The organism is Pseudomonas sp. SJZ078 (assembly GCF_007828255.1).
GTDB lineage: Bacteria > Pseudomonadota > Gammaproteobacteria > Pseudomonadales > Pseudomonadaceae > Aquipseudomonas.
The window spans coordinates 1-19,753 of sequence record NZ_VIUG01000027.1; the positions used below are offsets into that span (position 1 = coordinate 1).

Sequence of the window (19,753 nt, forward strand, 5' to 3'; positions counted from 1 at the left end):
GCCCAGTTTGATGTAGAGCTTGACCGCTCGGATACGGTCTTCGTATGAATACATGAACTACCTCCAGGTAGTCCAAGATTTCCGCCGCATCCCCCATCCGGAGCCACAAGCTGATCATCAATGACAGCAAGGCCAAAATCCACACGGTGAGCGGTACTGCGTTTCTGGTAACACCCGGTATCTTTCAACGATATGTCCAGGAGTTTCCTGGCATTGCCAATGGTGCTACTCAAGAGATTGAAGAATGGCGTTGGGTGCAGAAGCAATTCGAAAGTTTAAAAATACATAAAAAACGCGATAACGGACTAAATATTTGGAGCTGTAAAATCCAAGGACCTAGAAAAACCTCAAAACTTAAAGGTTATTTGATAGAAGACACAAAAATAATTTTTGATGAGCACCCTAGCGACAACTCATATCTGTCATTTGAATATGACTAGCACCCCACATCACCATCACACCACGCAGTAAAAAGATGTACTTTCCCTACACCACTGGACCGTCCCTGAGAACGACGTGGATAATCATATCTAACGGAAACGCCACGATGTTCAGCTGCAAATAAAGCGGATGCGATTGCTGCAGGCTTAGTGCCAAGCGGAGCAACTTCAAATGAAGAGCTATAATCCCTAGCCTTATAAAGCATCAACAATACCTCATAGCATGAGTATGGATTATTAGCGCCTGCATAAAGAATCTCTTCGACCTGCTGATCCAACAGGATTGACGCATTTTCCATCAAGGAATGAGTTTCCCATTCCGTTTTAAATGGCGGAATACCAAAAACAACATTAAACCGTTTCAAAACCTCAGGCTCTGAATCAGCGATTAAATTCCGCAAACGTGCACCTTCAAAACCGACAAATACAGTGACACTCCCCACACTATTAGGCATCTTCTGTGAAACAACTGACCTCCACCCGAAGCGCAGGATCGGTAGCGATTGTAGCAGCGAACGCAATCGCTCCGGCAACAGGTTGGCTGGAATGGGGAATGCCGCGAGGTAGTCGATCATCTGTACGCGTCCTTGCTATGTCGAAGCCAACTCGATCGTTTCGCCAAGGTTCAACCAAAGCCAGAAGTGGAAATTGGTGTAAGTCAATGTGCTTGAGCTCAAGTTGATCAGCCGTCAGGAGCTGCTCACTCCACCCAGCATATTAACGATATCGCCGTGTATTCAGGTAGCTGCGAATACTTCTCTACCCAATCTTGTATTGAGCGATTCCAATGCCCTTGCTACCCACCAGGCGCTGCCTGCCGTTGGTGGGCAGCCAGAGCTGGCGCAAAGCAGTGCCAAAGCTATCGCTAGCTCACAGCTACCTAGATCCAGGATATTCGTGGGAGTAAATGTGGGAGTATTCTTTCAGGCATGAAAAAGCCCAATCTTTTCGGATTGGGCTAAGTCATTGAAAAATATGGTCGGGACGGAGTGATTCGAACACTCGACCCCTAGCACCCCATGCTAGTGCGCTACCGGACTGCGCTACGCCCCGACTAGGCGTGAATCATGTTCCGCTTCTCAGCGGAACGCTCAGGAATATAACGCAAGCTTTTGAAAACTGGAAGTATTTAAAAGCAGAATTTTATTTCTTGAGCACCACCAGCACATCTTCAAGCTCGGCGATCATCTGGCGGATCATCTGTTTGTACTGGGTGGTATCGTCTTTGGCTTCGTCACCGGAGAGGCGCAGGCGTGCGCCGCCGATGGTGAAGCCCTGGTCGTACAGCAGCGCCCGGATCTGCCGGATCATCAACACGTCTTGTCGTTGATAGTACCGGCGGTTTCCGCGGCGCTTGACCGGGTTGAGTTGAGGAAACTCCTGCTCCCAATAGCGCAGCACGTGTGGTTTTACCGCACACAGCTCGCTGACTTCACCAATGGTGAAGTAGCGTTTGCCCGGGATGACGGGTAGCTCGTCGTTATGACTTGGTTCCAGCATAAGCCTCAACTCGGGCCTTCAACTTCTGCCCTGGACGAAAGGTGACCACACGGCGAGCCGTGATCGGGATTTCTTCTCCCGTTTTCGGATTGCGGCCAGGCCGCTGGCGTTTGTCCCGAAGGTCAAAATTGCCGAAACCGGACAATTTGACCTGCTCGTTGTCTTCGAGAGCGTGCCTGATTTCTTCGAAAAACAGTTCGACCAGTTCTTTGGCCTCCCGTTTATTCAGGCCCAGCTCCTCGTATAGACGTTCCGCCATCTCAGCTTTCGTCAGAGCCCCCATACGTCACTTCCTTAACGTGGCGTTCAACCTGTTTTCGAGCGAGGTGAGGATATTCTGCGTTGCGGTATTCACCTCATCGTCATTAAGAGTGCGCGATGGATGCTGCCAGGTCAAGCCGACTGCAAGGCTTTTTCTATGCGGATCAATGCCTTTACCCTGATACACGTCAAATAGCCTGAGGTCCGTCAGCCACTCGCCTGCATTTTCACGGATTACGTCCAGCACGGCGCTCGAGGCAACGTCGCGGTCAGCCAGCAACGCCAGGTCACGGCGCACTTCAGGAAAGCGCGATAACTCCTGGAATTTCGGCATTTTCCCCTGCGCCACTTCGGCCAGAACCAGCTCGAAAACGAAGACTGGACGATCGAGGCCCAAGGTTTTCGACAATTCCGGGTGGATGGCACCGACATAGCCGACTTCACGCCCGTCTCGCTCGATGCGCGCAGTTTGCCCAGGGTGCAGGGCTGGATGTTTGCCCGGCACGAAGGTGAATGCATCCAGCGCACCGGCGAAGCCGAGTACCGCCTCCACGTCAGCCTTGACGTCGAAGAAGTCGACGACGTCGCGACCCTGCGCCCAGCCTTCCGGCAGGCGGCTGCCGCAGACGACACCGGCGAGCATCGGCTCTTGCTTCAAGCCGTCCAACTGGCCGACGAAGCGCAGGCCGCTTTCGAACAGGCGCACGCGGTCCTGCTGACGGTTCAGGTTGTGCTGCAGCGACTTGACCAGACCAGGCCACAAGGACGAACGCATGGCCGCCATGTCGTTGGAGATCGGATTGGCCAGCAACAGCGGCTCGACGCCTGGGTTGAACAGTTCGAACTGGCGTGGATCGATGAAGCTGTAGGTGATCGCTTCCTGATACCCACGGGCCACCAGCAGGCGGCGCAGTTCCGGCAGGTCGCTGCGGGCTTCAGCCTTGGCTTGTGGGGCCAGGCGAGCCTGCGGGTAGCGAACCGGCAGACGGTTGTAGCCGTACAGGCGGGCCAGCTCTTCGATCAGGTCGACTTCCAGGCTGATGTCGAAACGATGACTTGGCACTTCGACGCGCCACTGCCCTGCTCCATCGGCACGGATGTTCAAACCCAAGGCGCTGAGCAGACGCTCGACTTCGGCCGCGTCCATGTCCATGCCCAGCATCTGGGAAATACGCTGGGCACGCAGGGTGACCGGTGCGATCTTGGGCAGGTGCTGTTCGTTGACGGTTTCGATGATCGGCCCGGCTTCGCCGCCAGTGATTTCCAGCAGCAGGCCGGTGGCGCGCTCCATGGCTTCACGGGCCAGTTGCCAGTCCACGCCACGCTCGTAGCGGTGCGAGGCATCGGTGTGCAGGCCGTAGGAACGGGCCTTGCCAGCGACGGCGATCTGATCAAAGAACGCGCTTTCGAGGAATACGTCGCGAGTCGACACGGAAACGCCGCTGTGCTCGCCGCCCATCACACCGGCAATGGCCAGGGCGCGGGAGTGGTCGGCGATCACCAGGGTATCGCTGCGCAGGGTGACTTCCTGGCCGTCGAGCAGAACCAGCTTCTCGCCTTCCTCGGCCATGCGCACGCGGATGCCGCCATTGATTTCGGCGAGATCGAACGCGTGCAGGGGCTGACCCAGTTCCAGCATCACGTAGTTGGTAATGTCGACGGCAGCGTCGATGCTGCGCACGTCGGCACGACGCAGGCGCTCGACCATCCACAACGGCGTCGGCTTCGACAGGTCGACATTACGGATCACACGGCCCAGATAACGCGGGCACGCTGTCGGGGCCAGGACCTCGACCGAACGCACTTCGTCATGCATTGCCGGAACCGGCGCGACCGTCGGGCGAGCCACCGGAGTGTCGTACAAGGCGCCCACTTCACGGGCCAGACCGGCCAGGGACAGGCAGTCACCACGGTTCGGCGTCAGGTCGACCTCGATGCTGGCATCGTCCAGGTCCAGGTATTCACGAATGTCCTGTCCCACTGGCGCATCGGCCGGGAGTTCCATCAGACCATCGTTGCCTTCGCCGATCTGCAATTCGGCCTGGGAGCACAACATGCCGTTGGATTCGACGCCACGCAGCTTGGCCTTCTTGATCTTGAAGTCGCCCGGCAGCTCGGCGCCGATCATCGCGAACGGGATCTTCAGGCCCGGGCGCACGTTTGGCGCGCCACAGACCACCTGAAAGGTTTCCCCGCCATTGCTGACCTGGCAAACCCGCAATTTGTCCGCGTCCGGGTGTTGTTCGGTGCTCAGCACCTCGCCCACCACCACACCGCTGAATTCACCGGCGGCCGGCGTCACGCTATCGACCTCAAGACCAGCCATAGACAGACGAGCAACCAGCTCGTCCCGGCTTACCTGCGGACTGACCCAGCCGCGCAGCCATTGTTCACTGAATTTCATCCTGTTCTCCTAATAAGTTCGTGACGGCTAGCGAAATTGCGCAAGGAACCGCAAGTCGTTGTCGAAGAACAGGCGCAAGTCATTCACACCGTAACGCAGCATGGCCAGGCGCTCGACGCCCATGCCGAAAGCAAATCCCGAAAACTCTTCCGGATCGATCCCGGACATGCGCAGCACGTTCGGGTGAACCATGCCGCAGCCCATGACTTCCAGCCAGCCAGTCTGCTTGCAGACCCGGCAGCCCTTGCCGCTGCACATCACGCATTCCATGTCGACTTCAGCCGATGGCTCGGTGAATGGAAAGTACGAGGGGCGGAAACGCACCGCCAGTTCTTTCTCGAAGAACACCCGCAGGAACTCTTCGATGGTGCCTTTGAGGTCGGCGAAATTGATGTCGCGATCGACCAGCAGGCCTTCGACCTGGTGGAACATCGGTGAGTGGGTGATATCCGAGTCGCTACGGTACACACGGCCTGGGCAGACGATGCGGATCGGCGGCTTTTTCGATTCCATGGTGCGGACCTGTACCGGCGAGGTATGGGTGCGCAGCAGCATGTTAGCGTTGAAATAGAAGGTATCGTGCATCGACCGGGCCGGGTGGTGGCCTGGGATGTTGAGCGCTTCGAAGTTGTGGTAGTCGTCTTCGACCTCAGGGCCCTCGGCGATGCCGTAGCCGATGCGGGTAAAGAACTGTTCGACGCGTTCCAGGGTCCGGGTCACCGGGTGCAGGCCACCGGAGGTCTGGCCACGGCCAGGCAGGGTCACGTCGATGGACTCGGCGGCGAGCTTGGCGGCCAGGTCCGCCTCCTCGAACAACGCCTTGCGCGCATTGAGGACTTCTGTGACACGTTCCTTGGCGACGTTGATCAGCGCACCGACTTGCGGACGCTCTTCGGCCGGCAGGTTCCCCAGGGTCTTCATCACCTGGGTCAACTCGCCCTTCTTGCCAAGGTAGTGAACCCGGATTTGCTCCAGGGCATTGATATCTTCAGCGCTTTGCACAGCCTCTAGTGCTTGAGAGACCAGCGCATCCAGGTTTTCCATGTACAGACTCCAGATACGAAATAGGGGAAGAGCTTTTAAGGCTCTTCCCCTATTCATGACGTTTAACACCCGGGCCCACAGAGGTGGACCCCGGTGACTGCCGGGGGTACTTAGGCCAAAGTGGCTTTAGCTTTCTCGACAATCGCAGCAAACGCTGCTTTTTCGTTCACTGCCAGATCAGCCAGAACCTTACGGTCGATCTCGATGGACGCCTTTTTCAGGCCAGCGATCAAACGGCTGTAGGACAGACCGTTGGTACGAGCACCAGCATTGATACGAGCGATCCACAGAGCGCGGAACTGACGTTTTTTCTGACGACGGTCACGGTAGGCGTATTGGCCTGCCTTGATTACGGCTTGCTTGGCAACACGGAATACGCGGGAACGCGCACCGTAGTAGCCTTTAGCAAGTTTCATAATTTTCTTGTGACGCTTACGGGCAATGACGCCACGCTTTACACGAGCCATGAGTTACTTCCTCTATTCTTGATCCAAAAATTAACGAAGGCGCAGCATGCGCTCGACTTTTGCCACGTCAGACGGATGCAGCAAGCTGCTACCGCGCAGTTGACGCTTACGCTTGGTCGACATTTTGGTCAGGATGTGGCTCTTGAAAGCGTGCTTGTGCTTGATGCCGTTAGCAGTTTTCAGAAACCGCTTGGCAGCACCACTTTTGGTTTTCATCTTTGGCATGTTCGGATACTCCGCATTCAGTTGATAAACATAATCGCAAGGCCTGCCGTGCCCTGGTGATTACTTCTTCTTTTTCGGGGCGATGACCATGATCAGCTGGCGTCCTTCCATCTTAGGATGCTGTTCGACCGAACCGTACTCGAGCAGGTCTTGTTCAACCCGCTTGAGGAGTTCCATCCCCAGCTCCTGGTGGGCCATCTCACGGCCGCGGAATCGCAAGGATACCTTGGCCCTGTCCCCGTCACTCAGGAAACGTACCAGGTTGCGCAGTTTTACCTGGTAATCCCCTTCCTCCGTCCCTGGACGAAACTTGATTTCTTTTACCTGAATCTGCTTCTGGTTTTTCTTCGCCGCGGCAATCTGCTTCTTCTTCTCGAAGATCGACTTGCCGTAGTCCATCACCCGGCAAACGGGTGGGACTGCGTCCGCGGAAATTTCCACCAGATCAAGCTTGGCTTCTTCAGCAATACGAAGCGCTTCATCAATCGAGACGATGCCAATCTGCTCGCCGTCAGCGCCAATTAACCGAACCTCGCGTGCCGAGATATTCTCGTTGATCGGGGCCTTCGGTGCAGCTCGTTTATCTTGTCTCATTTCACGCTTAATAATAATTACTCCGAATCTGGGCGACCACGCCGGGAAACCGCTTGCGCGAGGAACTCGGCGAATTCGGCGACGGGCATCGAGCCCAGGTCAGCACCTTCACGAGTACGCACAGCGACAGTCTGCATCTCGACTTCCCGATCTCCAATAACCAGAAGATAGGGAACCTTGAGCAAGGTATGCTCGCGGATTTTAAAGCCGATCTTTTCATTTCTCAAGTCAGACTTGGCACGAAATCCGCTTTGGTTGAGAGTTTTTTCGACCTCGGCGGCAAAATCTGCCTGTTTATCAGTGATATTCATGATCACTGCCTGGGTCGGCGCCAGCCACGCAGGGAACGCGCCCTCGTAGTGTTCGATCAGGATGCCGACGAACCGCTCGAAGGAACCGAGGATCGCGCGGTGAAGCATGACCGGGTGCTTGCGGCTGTTGTCTTCGGACACGTATTCGGCGCCCAGACGGATCGGCAGGTTGAAATCGAGCTGCAGGGTACCACACTGCCAGACACGACCCAGGCAATCTTTCAGCGAGAACTCGATCTTCGGACCGTAGAAGGCACCCTCGCCCGGCTGCAGGTCATACGCAAGGCCCGCGCTATCGAGGGCGGCCGCCAGTGCGGCTTCGGCGCGATCCCACAGCTCGTCGGAGCCAACGCGCTTTTCCGGACGAGTGGACAGCTTCATCTCGACTTCGGTGAAGCCGAAGTCCCGGTAGACGTCCATGGTCAGCTTGATGAACGCAGCCGATTCGGCCTGCATCTGCTCTTCGGTGCAGAAGATGTGAGCATCGTCCTGGGTAAACGCGCGCACGCGCATGATGCCGTGCAGCGCCCCCGACGGCTCGTTACGGTGGCATGCACCAAACTCGGCCAGACGCATCGGCAGCTCGCGGTAGCTTTTCAGGCCCTGGTTGAACACCTGCACGTGGCATGGGCAGTTCATCGGCTTGATGGCGTAGTCGCGGTTTTCCGACTGGGTGGTGAACATGTTGTCGGCGTAGTTGGCCCAGTGCCCGGATTTCTCCCACAGACTGCGGTCCACCACTTGCGGCGTCTTGATTTCCAGATAGCCGTTTTCACGCTGGACCTGACGCATGTACTGCTCGAGCACCTGGTACATCGTCCAGCCGTTCGGGTGCCAGAACACCATGCCCGGCGATTCTTCCTGGGTATGGAACAGGCCCAGGCGCTTGCCGATCTTGCGGTGATCGCGCTTCTCGGCTTCCTCGATGCGCTGGATGTAGGCCGCCAGCTGCTTCTTGTCCGCCCAGGCAGTGCCGTAGACGCGCTGCAACTGCTCGTTCTTCGCATCGCCGCGCCAGTAGGCACCGGACAGTTTGGTCAGCTTGAAAGACTTCAGGAAATGGGTGTTCGGCACGTGCGGACCGCGGCACATGTCGACGTATTCTTCGTGGTAGTACAGGCCCATGGCCTGCTCGTCCGGCATATCTTCCACCAGACGCAGCTTGTAATCCTCGCCACGGGCCTTGAAGACTTCGATGACTTCGGCGCGCGGGGTGACTTTCTTGATGACGTCGTAGTCCTTCTCGATCAGCTGTTGCATACGCTGTTCGATGGCAGCCATGTCGTCCGGGGTAAAAGGACGCTCGAAGGCGATGTCGTAATAGAAGCCTTCGTCGATGACCGGCCCGATGACCATCTTCGCGCTCGGGTACAACTGCTTGACCGCATGGCCGACCAGGTGCGCGCAGGAGTGGCGAATGATCTCCAGTCCCTCTTCATCCTTGGGGGTGATGATTTGCAGCGTGGCGTCGCTGTCGATGACATCGCTGGCATCTACCAGTTTGCCGTTGACCTTGCCGGCCAGGGTGGCCTTGGCCAGGCCTGCACCGATGGATGCGGCGACCTCGGCTACGGATACCGGATGATCGAATGAACGTTGACTGCCGTCGGGAAGAGTAATAGTTGGCATGGCGCCTCCTCTCCTAGTGGTGACCCCTACCAAAGGTCACGTGGGTTGGGATGAGCCAGTACAAGATCCAGTCCAGGCCATTCAATCATGAACGCCTGCCTTACAGCGGCAGGAGCCTCGCGGCCAACCGGGAAACCGAACCAGAGTGACTGGGATTCAAATCAGGGTTATTCGAACATTTGCCGCTGCCGGGACCTGTCGTCATCCGGTGCCTGAAAATACCCGAGCCCGGCATGCTAGCACAGATGAACGGTCATCGCCGTGCTCTAATTGCAACCTGAACAAGCGTAAACCCCTGGTTTTTATGCCAGAGTGCTGAACTGAAACGCCCCGCAATACCTCTGATAACAAGACATCGACCCAAAGGAGCATCCCAGCATGCGTCTGAACACGTTACTGGCAGCAGTCGCCCCCTTCGCCCTGCTGCTCCCTCTGACCGCCCACGCCGACTGGCCAAAAGGCGAGCGTGAGAAATACATGGCCCAGTGCACTCAGGCGGCCACACCGCAGATCGGCGCGGCGGCGGCCAAATCCCACTGCGCCTGTGGCGCCGATGCGATCAAATCCTACCCGGCCGCCGACATCCAGGCCCTGATGGACAACAAAGCGCCCGTGGAACTGCAGCAAAAGGCGCTCGGACAGATCGCCAAATGCAAGGCCGCCCCTTCGAAGAAAAAATGAGCGGACAGGCTTTTCAAGACTGGCTTGAGCCCATGAAAAACCCCGAATTTGCCTTTTTTCAGACGAATTTTGCAGGTTTTACAGCTTTTTTTATCGCCTTTACTTTCCGCCAAAACCCTTTAAAACCGGGGCTTACAGCAGGATGAGGCGGTAAAGAAAAGACGACTGTTCGGCAAACAGCACGTCCGGGGGGCTCCCAAATCGAACATTTCGACTATGATACCCAGGTGTGCCCAGTTGGCCTGAGCAGCACAGCACTACTGAAAATATATGTTTCTTGGAGATACACCATGTCTAATCGCCAAACCGGCACCGTTAAATGGTTCAACGATGAAAAAGGCTTCGGCTTCATCACTCCTCAAGGTGGCGGTGACGACCTGTTCGTACACTTCAAAGCTATCGAAAGCGACGGTTTCAAAAGCCTGAAAGAAGGCCAAACCGTTTCCTTCGTGGCTGAGAAAGGCCAAAAGGGTATGCAAGCTGCACAAGTTCGCCCAGAGTAATTTCTTGGCGCGCTAAAAAACCCCGTCCATGTGACGGGGTTTTTTATGGGCGGTTGAAAACTGCGACTCAGCCGCAGTTCACCCGATTGACCACCAGATTGGCGTCGGTATTGAGATTCAGGCGATCGGAGCGATACTCAAGCGTCACCATGTCGTTGGGCTTGAGGATCCGGGCAATCTGCGCGCCGGAACGGGTGCGGGCCTGTTCCAGCAGTTGCGGCGAGGCCTGTTTGCCGATGGCAAACTCGGCGGCCTTCGCTTCGCAGCGGTCGTAATGGGTCTGGGCGGCAACCGGATCAGGGGACGATTCAGCGCTGCTGCAACCGTGCAAGAACCCGGCGGCCAGCAAAATACTCAATGACGCGAGCTTCCAAGGCATGAAGCCTCCTTTCGTTGATCAATAAACAGAGAGCGTGCGACAACCCAAACGAAGCTTGGTTTCCGTAGAAGGGCCACCGCCCCGCTCTTCCACCTTGAAAACCGCCAGTTTGCCTGAGCCCAGCACCGCCAGTCAGACATGAATCGTGACTGAATATGTTCAGCGTTCAATAAACATCAATGTAGTCGAAGGGCGGATTCGGCCAATTGTCTTTCAGGGCGTTGTAGATCTGCATCACCCAGACCTCATCACTGGCAGCGACTCGTCCGACATAACCCGAGCCCTTTGCCCACGTCTCAAGTCGAAACAGCAAGCCATTGATGTCGGCTCCCCCCACCACGCCCGAAGACAGATAGGCGATACCACCCTTGGTCACGCGTAATTGGGTGTGCTCGTCATCGCTGGCCGATGCCAGCAACTGGCGAACGGCGTCGAGGGTCAGCCCGTCAGGCGCATTCAAATCGATCTGCACGGCAGGGGTTCCTTGAACAATCAAAGAAGCAAGTGTCGCACAGCCCTCCCCCGATGCCTAAGTCGCAGTGCCAAACCCTGGGCAAAAGTGGTTAACTCAGCCTAGGCTCTGTACGAAAAGCCTTGATACTCGTTCATGCTGTGTTGAAAACAGCCTCGCAATGCTCATGTACTCCAGTCCACTGCGCTTGCTCGGCTGTTTCGCCTTGCCTGACCTTCGTCTCAAGGCTTCTCGTACAGAGCCTACAGACCTCTCAACCCGCGAGCCCTGCCATGAGCATCATCAGCATCGAAGCCACCATCAATGCCAAATGGTCGGAGGGCCACAGCTCCTACAGCCCTGGCAGCCCCGAGGAACTGGCGATCATCGGTATAGAGCTGTTGGTGAAGGAATTGGGCACGGAGGTGGCCCGAAACTTCATCCAGCAGGCATTCGAACGCTACCCGAGTGTCATCGAAGCTGCCGATTGAGGCTACAGCAGGAGCCTGGCTTGCTCGCGATGGCGGTGGGTCAGCTTGATTGATGTCGCCAAGCAGTCCGCTATCGCGAGCAGGCTCGCTTCCACAGGTCTTGCGTTGCGAAGGCAGCTTACTTGAGACGTGCCAGACGCTCGGTCAGCAGGTCGAAGAAACCCTGGGCATCGCCGTTTTCCACCCAGAATGCATTCTTGGGTGCCTTCAGGCCGTCGTACCAGTCCACGATGGTCTGCCCGAAGGTCGGCCCCTCGCGGCTGTCCACCACGACGTTGACCGAACGACCGGTGAACAGCTGCGGCTTGAGCAGGTAGGCAATCACTGTCGCGTCATGCACCGGCCCGCCCGACATGCCGTAGTGCTCCATATCGCCCTTGACGTACTCGTTGAGGATATCGCCGACCAGCTTGCTGGCATTGTTGTTCACGGCCGCGATCTGCTTGAGGCGAGCTTCGCTGGTGAGGATCTTGTGGGTCACGTCCAGCGGCAGGTAGGTCAGCTTCACACCGCTCTTGGCGACTACCTCCGCCGCCTGTGGGTCGGCGAACAGATTGAATTCAGCCACCGGCGTGATATTCCCGCCATTGAAGTGCGCACCGCCCATGATCACCACTTCCTTGATGCCCTGGACGATGTCCGGCTCCTGGATCAGCGCCAGGGCCAGGTTGGTCTGCGGACCAAGCATGGCAATGGTGATGCTGTGGGGCTTGGCCGCCTTGAGGGTCTCGATCAGGTAGTTGACGGCGTTGCCCTTGGCCAGGCCCTTTTTCGGCTCATGGACGGTGACACCCGACAGGCCTTCCTTGCCATGGATGTTTTCCGCATAGATCGGCGTACGCATCATCGGCTTCGGCGCGCCGGCGTACACCGGCACATCCTCGCGCCCTGCCCATTCCCGGGCCAGGCGAGCGTTGCGGGAGGTCTTGTCCAGGCGCACGTTGCCGGCGACGGTGGTCAGCGCGCGGATCTGCAGTTCTTCAGGAGATGCCAGGGCGAACAACAAGGCGACCACATCGTCGGCCCCGGGATCGGTGTCGATGATCAGATCGATTTTTTCCGCCGCCTGGGCGCTCGTAGCGGTGATCAGTGACAACAGCAACAGACTCCGGAACAGTTGATGCATTTTCTGAGCATAGCGGTGCATGGTGCACTCCTTGTGCGGGGGTTTAGAAGGTTACTCCAGCAATCAGCACAACGTTGCAGTACGGAGAGCATTCTCCTGTGCGAATAATCGCTCGAGCTTGTCGGCTGAGGACCTTGAATTGCTCATGACTGACCAACTCACGCGCCCCCATTGCACCTTCGGCCTGCAACGACTCAAGCGTCGACAGGGCCGCTGGCTGTTTATCGAATATTTCAGTGGCCAGCACATGGCGTTCCACCTGCATTTCAGTGAGCACCACTTTCAGGGTACTGACGAAATCGGGAATGCCGTGGGTCAGGGCCAGGTCGATCAACTCGACGCCAGGAGGGACCGGTAGCCCGGCGTCACCAATGACCACCTTATCGCCATGACCGAGGGAGGCGATCAGCCGTGAAAGGGCCACATTCAACAAGGGTGTCTTTTTCATGGTTTGAAAGCCTGTACTTCCAGCAATGTGGGGATGGAGGGCTGGGCCCCGACGCGGGTGACCGACAGCGCCGCGGCGACCTGACCGAAACGAATCGCGTCGACTTCGCTTTTTCCATTGGCGAGGGCAGCCGCGAAACCACCGACAAAGGTATCCCCCGCCGCCGTGGTGTCCACAGCCTTGACCCGCGGCGCCGGGAAGTGTTCGAAACTCGAGCCGTTGGCGAACATCAGCCCCTGGGCGCCCAGCGTCACGACCACCTTGCCGGCACCGGCGGCGATCAATTGCGCCGCGGCCGCTTCGGCGGTTTCCAGGGAATCCACCGCCAAGCCGCTCAGCATGGCGGCCTCGCTCTCGTTGGGAATCAGGTAGTCGACACACGCGTACCAGTCGGCCGGCAGCGCACGGGAAGCCGGTGCCGGATTGAGAATGACGATCTTGCCCAGCTCGCGGCCGCGCTTGAGCGCATGGCCGACCGTGGCGTCGGGCACTTCAAGCTGGCAGATGATGACATCGGCGTCTTGCAGCGCCTTGTCGAAACCGTCCAGTACCTCGGGCGTGAGCGCACCATTGGCACCGGCGACGATGACAATCGCATTCTGGCTGTTGTCATCGACCACGATCAGCGCCACGCCGCTGGCCCCCTCCACGACACTGACGGCTTGGCAATCGATGCCTTCGGCCAGCAGCGCGCCTCGCAATGCCTGGCCATAGGCATCGCTGCCCACACAACCGACCATGGAGACCCGAGCCCCCAGGCGCGCCGCAGCCACCGCCTGGTTGGCACCCTTGCCCCCGGCAATCGTGGAGAACGACTCGCCGATCAGCGTTTCACCGCCCCGGGGCAAACGCGGCGCGCGGGTCACCAGGTCCATGTTCAGGCTGCCTATTACCACTACTTTTGCAGACATACGTCACTACTCATCCATTCGGTTCAGCGGTACTGGGCGAATGCGCCGGACAGTGGCGCGGTCGACTCCCGCAAGACAATGCTGGGCGTCACGATCCGTTGATCGGTGACCAGCCCGGGCGTGGCGATCCGCCGCAACAAAACTTCCGCCGCCATCTCGCCAAGTTGCAGAATCGATTGCCCCACCGTGGTCAGCGCCGGGTAGACATAACGACTCATCTGGATGTCGTCGAAACCGATGACCGACAGCTCGCTGGGCACCCGCACGTTGCGCTCGGCGGCGGCTCGCAGCACACCGATGCCGATCATGTCGTTGGCCGCAAAGATCGCACTGGGTGGCTGCTGTTCAAGCAATTCGGCTGCGGCGCGGTAGCCGCCGGTGCTGGTGAAATCGCTTTCGAGCTTACGCTCGACGGGCAACTCGATCCCCGCCTCTTTCAACGCGCGGCAGTAACCGGCCAGGCGCATCTGCGCCACACTGGTGTCCGCCGGCCCACCGATAAAGGCAATATCGCGGTGCCCCAGCTCCAGCAGGTGTCGGGTGGCCAGGTACGCGCCGTATTCGTGATCGATGCGCACCAGGTCCGCGTCGACGCCGTCCAGCCCGCGGTCGACGATGACCATGGGCGTGCGAACACCCTTCAGGCCTTGCGCCAGGCCGACGTCGCCACCGGCGGAAGCGACGATCAGGCCGTCAATGCGTTTTTCCAGCAGCACCCGCAGGTAACTGCGCTGCTTGTCCGGGTTGTCGTCGGAGTTGCACAGGATCACGCAATAACCGTTGCGCTCGCAGTAATCCTCGATTCCCCGGGCCAGCTCGGCAAAGTAAGGGTTGAGGCTGTTGGGCACCAGCAGGCCGATGGTCGCCGTGGTCTTGGCCTTGAGCGAACGGGCCACCGCGCTGGGCACATAGTCGAGACGCTGGATCGCCGCCTCGACCTTGAGTCGCACCTCTTCGCTGACCGGCCGGGTCTTGTTTACGACATGGGACACTGTCGTGTAGGAAATCCCCGCAAGCGCCGCTACATCCTTGATCGTCGCCATGGCTCAGGACCGCCGGCTGGCGCGCTGGCTGCGGTAGGTATCCAGCACCACCGCCACCACGATCACCGCACCGGTAATGATGCGCTTGGTCGGCTCTGTCGCGCCGATCTGCGCCAGGCCTGCCGCCAGCACGGAGATGATCAACACGCCAAAGAAGGTACTGATGACCGAACCGCGCCCGCCCATCAGGCTGGTACCACCGATCACCACGGCGGCAATGACCTGCAGTTCGAGCCCTGCCCCCGCATTCGGGTCCGCCGCCTCCAGGCGGGAAATCTGGAACAACGCCGCCACGCCGGCCAGCAAGCCCATCAGGCTGAATACCAGGATCTTGTAGGGCTTCGGATTGATACCGGCCAGGCGCACCGCTTCTTCGTTGGTGCCGATGCCGATCAGGTAGCGACCGAACACCGTACGGGTCAGCACGGCCTGGGCAATGAAGATCACCAGCAAGGCAATGATGAAGGACGGTGAAATACCGAACGCAATCGGATTGGACAGCCAGGCGAAGGAGTCACCGATATAAGCCGTCCGGGACCCGGTCATCTGGTACGCGAGGCCGCGAGCCATCTCCAGCACGCCCAGGGAGACGATGAACGATGGAATCCGCCACGCCACCGTGATCGAACCAGTGACGGTCCCCGCCAGCGCCGCCACGGCCATGCCCAGCAAGGCCGAGGGCCAGACGCTCCAGCCCCAGCCGAGCACCGCGACACTGACCGTCGAGGCCGCCAGCGCCAGCACCGAGCCCACCGACAGGTCGATGCCACCGATGATCAGGATGAACGTCATGCCGACCGCCAGCACCATGAGGTCGGGAATCTGGTTCGCCAGGGTGCTGAACGTGTCATAGGAAAGGAAGTGGCTGCTCAGGACCGAGAACAGCGCGACCATGGCCAGCAGCGCGCCGGCCAGCCCCAGATAAGTGCCGAGGCCGTAGAAGTTGCCACTCGGCTTGCTGACGGCAGATGCGGTTTTCATGAAAATTCCCTAGGCGCCGCTTCGTTGAGCAACGCGTCACGTTTCTGGTAGCCGGCGAATGCGGCGGCAAGCAAGTCATCCTGGGTCCAGCTGGCACGCTCGAAGGTGTCGATCAGGCGACCGGCGGACAGCACGCCGATCCGGTCACAGATCAACATCAGTTCCCGCAGGTCGCTGGACACCACGACCAGCGCCTTGCCCTGGCGGGTCAATTCGCCGAGCAGCGCGTAGATGTCGAACTTCGCGCCGACGTCGATACCACGGGTCGGCTCGTCGAACAACAGCACCGAGCAATCGCGTTCGAGCCAGCGGCCGATCACCACTTTCTGCTGGTTGCCACCCGACAACTCGGACACCAGCTGTGCCGGGCTGGAGCTGCGGATGCGCATGGCATCGATCTGCCGCCGAGCCAGGGATAGTTCGTCATTGCCGTTGACGATACCGGCACTGGAAATCTCCGGCATGTTACCCAAGGCAATGTTGGCGGCAATGGATTGGGTCAACAACAGGCCTTCACCCTTGCGGTCCTCAGTGATCAAGGCGATGCCATGGGCCACCGCATCGGCCGGCGAACGGATGTTGGCGACGGTGGCCGGGGAACCCAACGCCACGGTGCCGCTATCGGCCGCATCGGCGCCGAAGATCAGCCGCAGCAATTCGGTACGCCCTGCCCCGATCAGGCCGGAGATGCCGAATATTTCGCCACTGCGGACTTCGAAGGACACATCACGAACCTTGTCGGAACGGCTCAGGCCCTTGACGGTCAGGGCCGGCGCGCCGATCTGCCGCGGTCCCAGGTCGATGTGCTCGCCCAGTTCCCGACCGACCATCAGCGTCACCAACTGCTCGCTGTTGTAATTGGCCATCGGCTCGACGCAGACCAGGTTACCGTCGCGCAGCACCGCAATGCGTTGGGCAACCCGTGCCAGTTCTTCGAGGCGATGGGAAATGTAGATGATCGAAACGCCCCGGGCCTGCAGGCGGGTGATCTGTTCGAACAGCATCTCGACCTCGCGCGCCGTCAGCATGGCGGTCGGTTCGTCGAGAATCAGCACATGGCAATCGCCAATCAGGTTACGGGCGATCTCGACCATCTGCTGGTGACCGATGCCCAGCTCGCCGACCAGGGTGTCGGGATCGATTGCGTCGAGCCCCACCTGGGCCATGGCTTCCATGGCGGCCTTGCGCAACTGCTTGCGGCTGATCCAGCCGCCGCGGCTGGGCAGGTTGTCGAGGAACAGGTTTTCGGCCACGGACAGGGTCGGCAGCAGGTTGAGTTCCTGCATCACCATCCGCACGCCCAGCTCTTCGGCCTGGGTACGGCTGCCGGGGCGATAATCCTGCCCCTGGAATTGCATCTGCCCTGTCGTCGGTGTCACCAGCCCACCGATGATCTTGGACAGGGTACTTTTACCGGCGCCATTTTCACCGGTCAGTGCCAGCACTTCACCGCGCCTCAACGTCAGGTCGATGTCGGTCAGTACCGGCTGGGCATAGGTTTTACCGATGCCACTGACAGTCAGGACAGCGTTCGGGTCGAAAACGGACATAAAGACTCTCCACGTGCTCGCCCGGATGGGCGAGCACCACTACATCGTCAGGACGATTACTTCGTAACCAGCTCGACCGGCGTTTCGATCACGCCGTTGGCACCGCTGTCGACTTTCTCGCCCTTGAGGATCTTCAGGGCCGTCTCGATACCGAAGACCGCCTGTTTGGCAGCAAACTGGTCGGCGGTCGCCAGGACACGGCCGTCCTTGAGCATCGGTTTGATGGCATTGATGTTGTCGTAGCCGACCACTTGCACCTTGCCGGCCTTGCCGGCAGCGCGCACGGCGGATACCGCGCCGACTGCCATGCTGTCGTTACCGGCCAGCAACGCCTTGATGTTCGGGTATTCGCTGAGCATCGACGCAGCGACCTGATTGCCCTTGTTGATCTCCCAATCGCCCGATTGCAGGGACACGACCTTGACCTGCGCCGCTTCCATTGCATCCTTGAAGCCCGCGGTGCGCGCCTGGGCATTGGTGGTGGTGGACACGCCTTCGATGATGCCGACCTCATCACCGGCCTTGAGTTGCTTGGCCAGGTATTCACCGACCAGGCGCGCACCCTTGCGGTTGTCCGGGCCTACGAACGGCACATTGATGTTCTTGCTCTTGACCACGGCAGGATCGAGCTGGTTGTCTATGTTGATCACCGTGATACCGGCATCGACGGCTTTCTTGATCACCGGCACCATGGCCTTGGAATCGGCGGGCGCAATGATGAGAGCATCAACCTTGGACACGATCATCTGCTCGACGATGCGGATCTGGTTGGCGGTGTCGGTTTCATCCTTGATCCCGTTGGAGATCAGGTCGAAATCGGCGGAGTGTTCCTTCTGATAGGCCTTGGCGCCATCTTCCATGGTCAGGAAGAATTCGTTGGCCAGGGATTTCATGACCAGGGCGACCTTGGGTTTTTCAGCGGCCTGGGCGGATACCGAGGAGAACGGCAATGCAGTGGATGCAGCCGCGAGCACGGCGACAGCGAGAAGGCGTCCAGCGAATGGCAACTTCATGGGTTCACTCCGATCTTATGATTATTGTGGGCAAATCAGTGCACGGAACGCCGCGCAAACGTTTGCGTGAAGTGAACTATGGTAAGGCTTCGGGGATTTGTCAACGTTGCGGTTGTGTTCGCAGGGTCTCGGATCATGCCGCCGCTTCGATGCCATCGGGTTGAACAGATAAACTCGAAGCCACAGCGGTCAGCTTCTCGGTCCCAGCGATAAATAATCATTTTTTTCCCACACCAAAACGTCAAACGTGCTGTCAGACGATTTTCTTGAATTTTAAGCAGTTGCGTAAATGCCTACGGTTAAATACTGTATGCACGTACAGCTTAATAAGGATAATCCTGTGGCCACGCCCTCCGCTGCAACTACCCCCTTAGACTCCTATACAAAACTCGGCCTGCGGGTCTCGAAAATCATCAATGCCCCTACTGCGCAAAAAGCCAAGGCAGCCCTGATCTTTCGCCTTCCCGACGAACCCGTGGAGGAATGGGAGCGCCTGCTGGAAGAAATCGACGAGAACGACAACGTGACCCTCGCCTATCGCGACGATGGTGGCGTGCAGGTTTTCTGGGTTGTGCCGAAGGAAGATTGAGTCCGATGAAAGTCCGCTGTGTTGCTTTACTGCTTGTGCTTATCGCCACAGGCGCCCAGGCCGGGGCTCCTCGTACCTTCAACGAAGCCAAGAAAGTCGCCTGGAAACTCTACGCCCCGCAGTCCACCGAGTTCTATTGCGGCTGCAAGTACACCGGCAATCGCGTCAACCTGGCGGCCTGCGGTTATGTGCCCCGCAAGAATGCCAGTCGCGCCGCCCGTATCGAGTGGGAGCATATCGTTCCGGCGTGGCAGATCGGTCATCAGCGCCAGTGCTGGCAACAAGGTGGGCGCAAGAACTGCACCCGCTACGATCCGGTCTATCAACGGGCCGAAGCCGACCTTCACAACCTGGTGCCCAGCATCGGCGAAGTGAATGGTGACCGGAACAACTTCAGCTTCGGCTGGCTACCGGTGCAGAAGGGCCAGTACGGCTCGTGCCTGACCCAGGTGGATTTCAAGGCGAAGAAAGTCATGCCTCGCCCTTCCATCCGGGGAATGATCGCCCGAACGTATTTCTACATGAGCAAGCAATATGGCCTGCAGCTTTCGAAACAGGACCGACGTCTGTACGAAGCCTGGGATAAAACCTATCCAGTGGAAAGCTGGGAGCGCCAGCGCAACCAGAGCGTGGCCTGCGTCATGGGACGGGGTAACGAGTTCGTGGGGCCGGTGGATCTGAAAGCCTGCGGCTGACCTCGCATTGTGAACAG

General features: G+C 58.6%; 24 protein-coding genes, 1 tRNA gene and 1 pseudogene. 7 read left to right on the top strand and 19 right to left on the bottom strand.

Going from position 1 to position 19,753, the window contains the following annotated elements:
- Window positions 1-95: 95 nt before the first annotated feature.
- A pseudogene (locus FBY02_RS20845) lies at window positions 96-440 on the top strand (conjugal transfer nickase/helicase domain-containing protein); the annotation flags it as partial.
- Here the strand turns inward: FBY02_RS20845 and FBY02_RS20850 are convergent.
- The 10 genes from FBY02_RS20850 to thrS form a co-directional block, all read right to left on the bottom strand.
- A complete protein-coding gene (locus FBY02_RS20850) occupies window positions 437-1,015 on the bottom strand; it encodes a hypothetical protein (protein ID WP_144930067.1) in 579 nt (192 codons plus the stop codon). The pseudogene FBY02_RS20845 and the gene FBY02_RS20850 sit on opposite strands and share 4 nt — an antisense overlap.
- Window positions 1,016-1,416: 401 nt before the next feature.
- Window positions 1,417-1,493, bottom strand: a tRNA-Pro gene (locus FBY02_RS20855).
- Window positions 1,494-1,583: 90 nt separating this feature from the next.
- Complete coding sequence (locus FBY02_RS20860) at window positions 1,584-1,940, bottom strand: MerR family transcriptional regulator (protein WP_003179985.1); 357 nt, start codon at window positions 1,938-1,940, stop codon at window positions 1,584-1,586.
- Window positions 1,921-2,223 carry an integration host factor subunit alpha gene (gene ihfA / locus FBY02_RS20865; RefSeq protein ID WP_002553164.1) on the bottom strand — a complete coding sequence of 101 codons (303 nt, stop codon included), beginning with the start codon at window positions 2,221-2,223 and terminating at the stop codon, window positions 1,921-1,923. Before ihfA ends, FBY02_RS20860 begins: the two co-directional genes overlap by 20 nt.
- Before the next feature lie 3 nt (window positions 2,224-2,226).
- A complete protein-coding gene (gene pheT / locus FBY02_RS20870) occupies window positions 2,227-4,605 on the bottom strand; it encodes a phenylalanine--tRNA ligase subunit beta (RefSeq protein ID WP_144930068.1) in 2,379 nt (792 codons plus the stop codon).
- 27 nt (window positions 4,606-4,632) lie between these two features.
- Window positions 4,633-5,649, bottom strand: a complete 1,017-nt coding sequence (gene pheS / locus FBY02_RS20875; RefSeq protein ID WP_139644397.1) for a phenylalanine--tRNA ligase subunit alpha — start codon at window positions 5,647-5,649, stop codon at window positions 4,633-4,635.
- Between the two features lie 110 nt (window positions 5,650-5,759).
- Window positions 5,760-6,116, bottom strand: a complete 357-nt coding sequence (rplT, locus tag FBY02_RS20880) for a 50S ribosomal protein L20 (RefSeq protein WP_024779372.1) — start codon at window positions 6,114-6,116, stop codon at window positions 5,760-5,762.
- A gap of 30 nt (window positions 6,117-6,146) precedes the next feature.
- Entirely contained in the window at window positions 6,147-6,341 is a 195-nt protein-coding gene (gene rpmI, locus FBY02_RS20885) for a 50S ribosomal protein L35 (RefSeq protein ID WP_002553160.1), read from the bottom strand.
- A gap of 60 nt (window positions 6,342-6,401) precedes the next feature.
- A complete protein-coding gene (infC, locus tag FBY02_RS20890; protein ID WP_169432615.1) occupies window positions 6,402-6,953 on the bottom strand; it encodes a translation initiation factor IF-3 in 552 nt (183 codons plus the stop codon).
- The gene (gene thrS / locus FBY02_RS20895; protein ID WP_144930069.1) at window positions 6,953-8,875 is read right to left on the bottom strand and encodes a threonine--tRNA ligase; all 1,923 of its coding nucleotides are present in this window, start codon (window positions 8,873-8,875) and stop codon (window positions 6,953-6,955) included. The genes infC and thrS overlap by 1 nt, the downstream gene beginning before the upstream one ends.
- Before the next feature lie 378 nt (window positions 8,876-9,253).
- On the opposite strand from thrS, the gene FBY02_RS20900 reads away from it, so the two are divergent.
- From FBY02_RS20900 to FBY02_RS20905, 3 genes are all read left to right on the top strand, one after another.
- The gene (locus FBY02_RS20900; protein ID WP_144930070.1) at window positions 9,254-9,556 is read left to right on the top strand and encodes a hypothetical protein; all 303 of its coding nucleotides are present in this window, start codon (window positions 9,254-9,256) and stop codon (window positions 9,554-9,556) included.
- Window positions 9,526-9,702, top strand: coding sequence for a hypothetical protein (locus FBY02_RS28160; RefSeq protein WP_178111993.1), 177 nt, complete (start codon window positions 9,526-9,528; stop codon window positions 9,700-9,702). Before FBY02_RS20900 ends, FBY02_RS28160 begins: the two co-directional genes overlap by 31 nt.
- A gap of 144 nt (window positions 9,703-9,846) precedes the next feature.
- Entirely contained in the window at window positions 9,847-10,059 is a 213-nt protein-coding gene (locus tag FBY02_RS20905) for a cold-shock protein (RefSeq protein WP_003179963.1), read from the top strand.
- A gap of 67 nt (window positions 10,060-10,126) precedes the next feature.
- On the opposite strand, the gene FBY02_RS20910 is transcribed toward FBY02_RS20905, so the two are convergent.
- Together FBY02_RS20910 and FBY02_RS20915 are read right to left on the bottom strand one after the other, a co-directional pair.
- Window positions 10,127-10,438, bottom strand: a complete 312-nt coding sequence (locus FBY02_RS20910) for an I78 family peptidase inhibitor (RefSeq protein ID WP_144930071.1) — start codon at window positions 10,436-10,438, stop codon at window positions 10,127-10,129.
- Window positions 10,439-10,604: 166 nt separating this feature from the next.
- On the bottom strand, window positions 10,605-10,910 hold the full coding sequence (locus FBY02_RS20915; RefSeq protein ID WP_144930072.1) for a hypothetical protein: 306 nt from the start codon (window positions 10,908-10,910) through the stop codon (window positions 10,605-10,607).
- 272 nt (window positions 10,911-11,182) lie between these two features.
- Between FBY02_RS20915 and FBY02_RS20920 the strand changes: the two genes are divergently transcribed.
- Window positions 11,183-11,380: a hypothetical protein gene (locus FBY02_RS20920; protein ID WP_144930073.1), complete on the top strand. Its 198-nt coding sequence runs from the start codon at window positions 11,183-11,185 to the stop codon at window positions 11,378-11,380.
- Between the two features lie 118 nt (window positions 11,381-11,498).
- On the opposite strand, the gene FBY02_RS20925 is transcribed toward FBY02_RS20920, so the two are convergent.
- The 7 genes from FBY02_RS20925 to FBY02_RS20955 are packed head-to-tail and all read right to left on the bottom strand — an operon-like array spanning window position 11,499 to window position 18,452.
- Window positions 11,499-12,527: a nucleoside hydrolase gene (locus FBY02_RS20925; protein WP_144930074.1), complete on the bottom strand. Its 1,029-nt coding sequence runs from the start codon at window positions 12,525-12,527 to the stop codon at window positions 11,499-11,501.
- A 22-nt stretch (window positions 12,528-12,549) separates the two neighbouring features.
- Window positions 12,550-12,954, bottom strand: coding sequence for a D-ribose pyranase (gene rbsD, locus FBY02_RS20930; RefSeq protein ID WP_144930075.1), 405 nt, complete (start codon window positions 12,952-12,954; stop codon window positions 12,550-12,552).
- Window positions 12,951-13,865, bottom strand: a complete 915-nt coding sequence (gene rbsK / locus FBY02_RS20935; RefSeq protein ID WP_144930076.1) for a ribokinase — start codon at window positions 13,863-13,865, stop codon at window positions 12,951-12,953. The genes rbsD and rbsK overlap by 4 nt, the downstream gene beginning before the upstream one ends.
- Before the next feature lie 23 nt (window positions 13,866-13,888).
- On the bottom strand, window positions 13,889-14,908 hold the full coding sequence (locus FBY02_RS20940; RefSeq protein WP_144930077.1) for a LacI family DNA-binding transcriptional regulator: 1,020 nt from the start codon (window positions 14,906-14,908) through the stop codon (window positions 13,889-13,891).
- A 3-nt stretch (window positions 14,909-14,911) separates the two neighbouring features.
- The gene (locus FBY02_RS20945; RefSeq protein ID WP_144930078.1) at window positions 14,912-15,889 is read right to left on the bottom strand and encodes an ABC transporter permease; all 978 of its coding nucleotides are present in this window, start codon (window positions 15,887-15,889) and stop codon (window positions 14,912-14,914) included.
- Window positions 15,886-17,439, bottom strand: a complete 1,554-nt coding sequence (locus tag FBY02_RS20950; protein ID WP_144930079.1) for a sugar ABC transporter ATP-binding protein — start codon at window positions 17,437-17,439, stop codon at window positions 15,886-15,888. The genes FBY02_RS20945 and FBY02_RS20950 overlap by 4 nt, the downstream gene beginning before the upstream one ends.
- Window positions 17,440-17,495: 56 nt before the next feature.
- Window positions 17,496-18,452, bottom strand: coding sequence for a sugar ABC transporter substrate-binding protein (locus FBY02_RS20955; RefSeq protein WP_144930080.1), 957 nt, complete (start codon window positions 18,450-18,452; stop codon window positions 17,496-17,498).
- Between the two features lie 289 nt (window positions 18,453-18,741).
- Between FBY02_RS20955 and FBY02_RS20960 the strand changes: the two genes are divergently transcribed.
- Together FBY02_RS20960 and FBY02_RS20965 are read left to right on the top strand one after the other, a co-directional pair.
- Window positions 18,742-19,041: a DUF1654 domain-containing protein gene (locus tag FBY02_RS20960; protein ID WP_144930081.1), complete on the top strand. Its 300-nt coding sequence runs from the start codon at window positions 18,742-18,744 to the stop codon at window positions 19,039-19,041.
- A 5-nt stretch (window positions 19,042-19,046) separates the two neighbouring features.
- The gene (locus tag FBY02_RS20965; RefSeq protein ID WP_047700657.1) at window positions 19,047-19,736 is read left to right on the top strand and encodes an endonuclease; all 690 of its coding nucleotides are present in this window, start codon (window positions 19,047-19,049) and stop codon (window positions 19,734-19,736) included.
- Window positions 19,737-19,753: the final 17 nt, after the last annotated feature.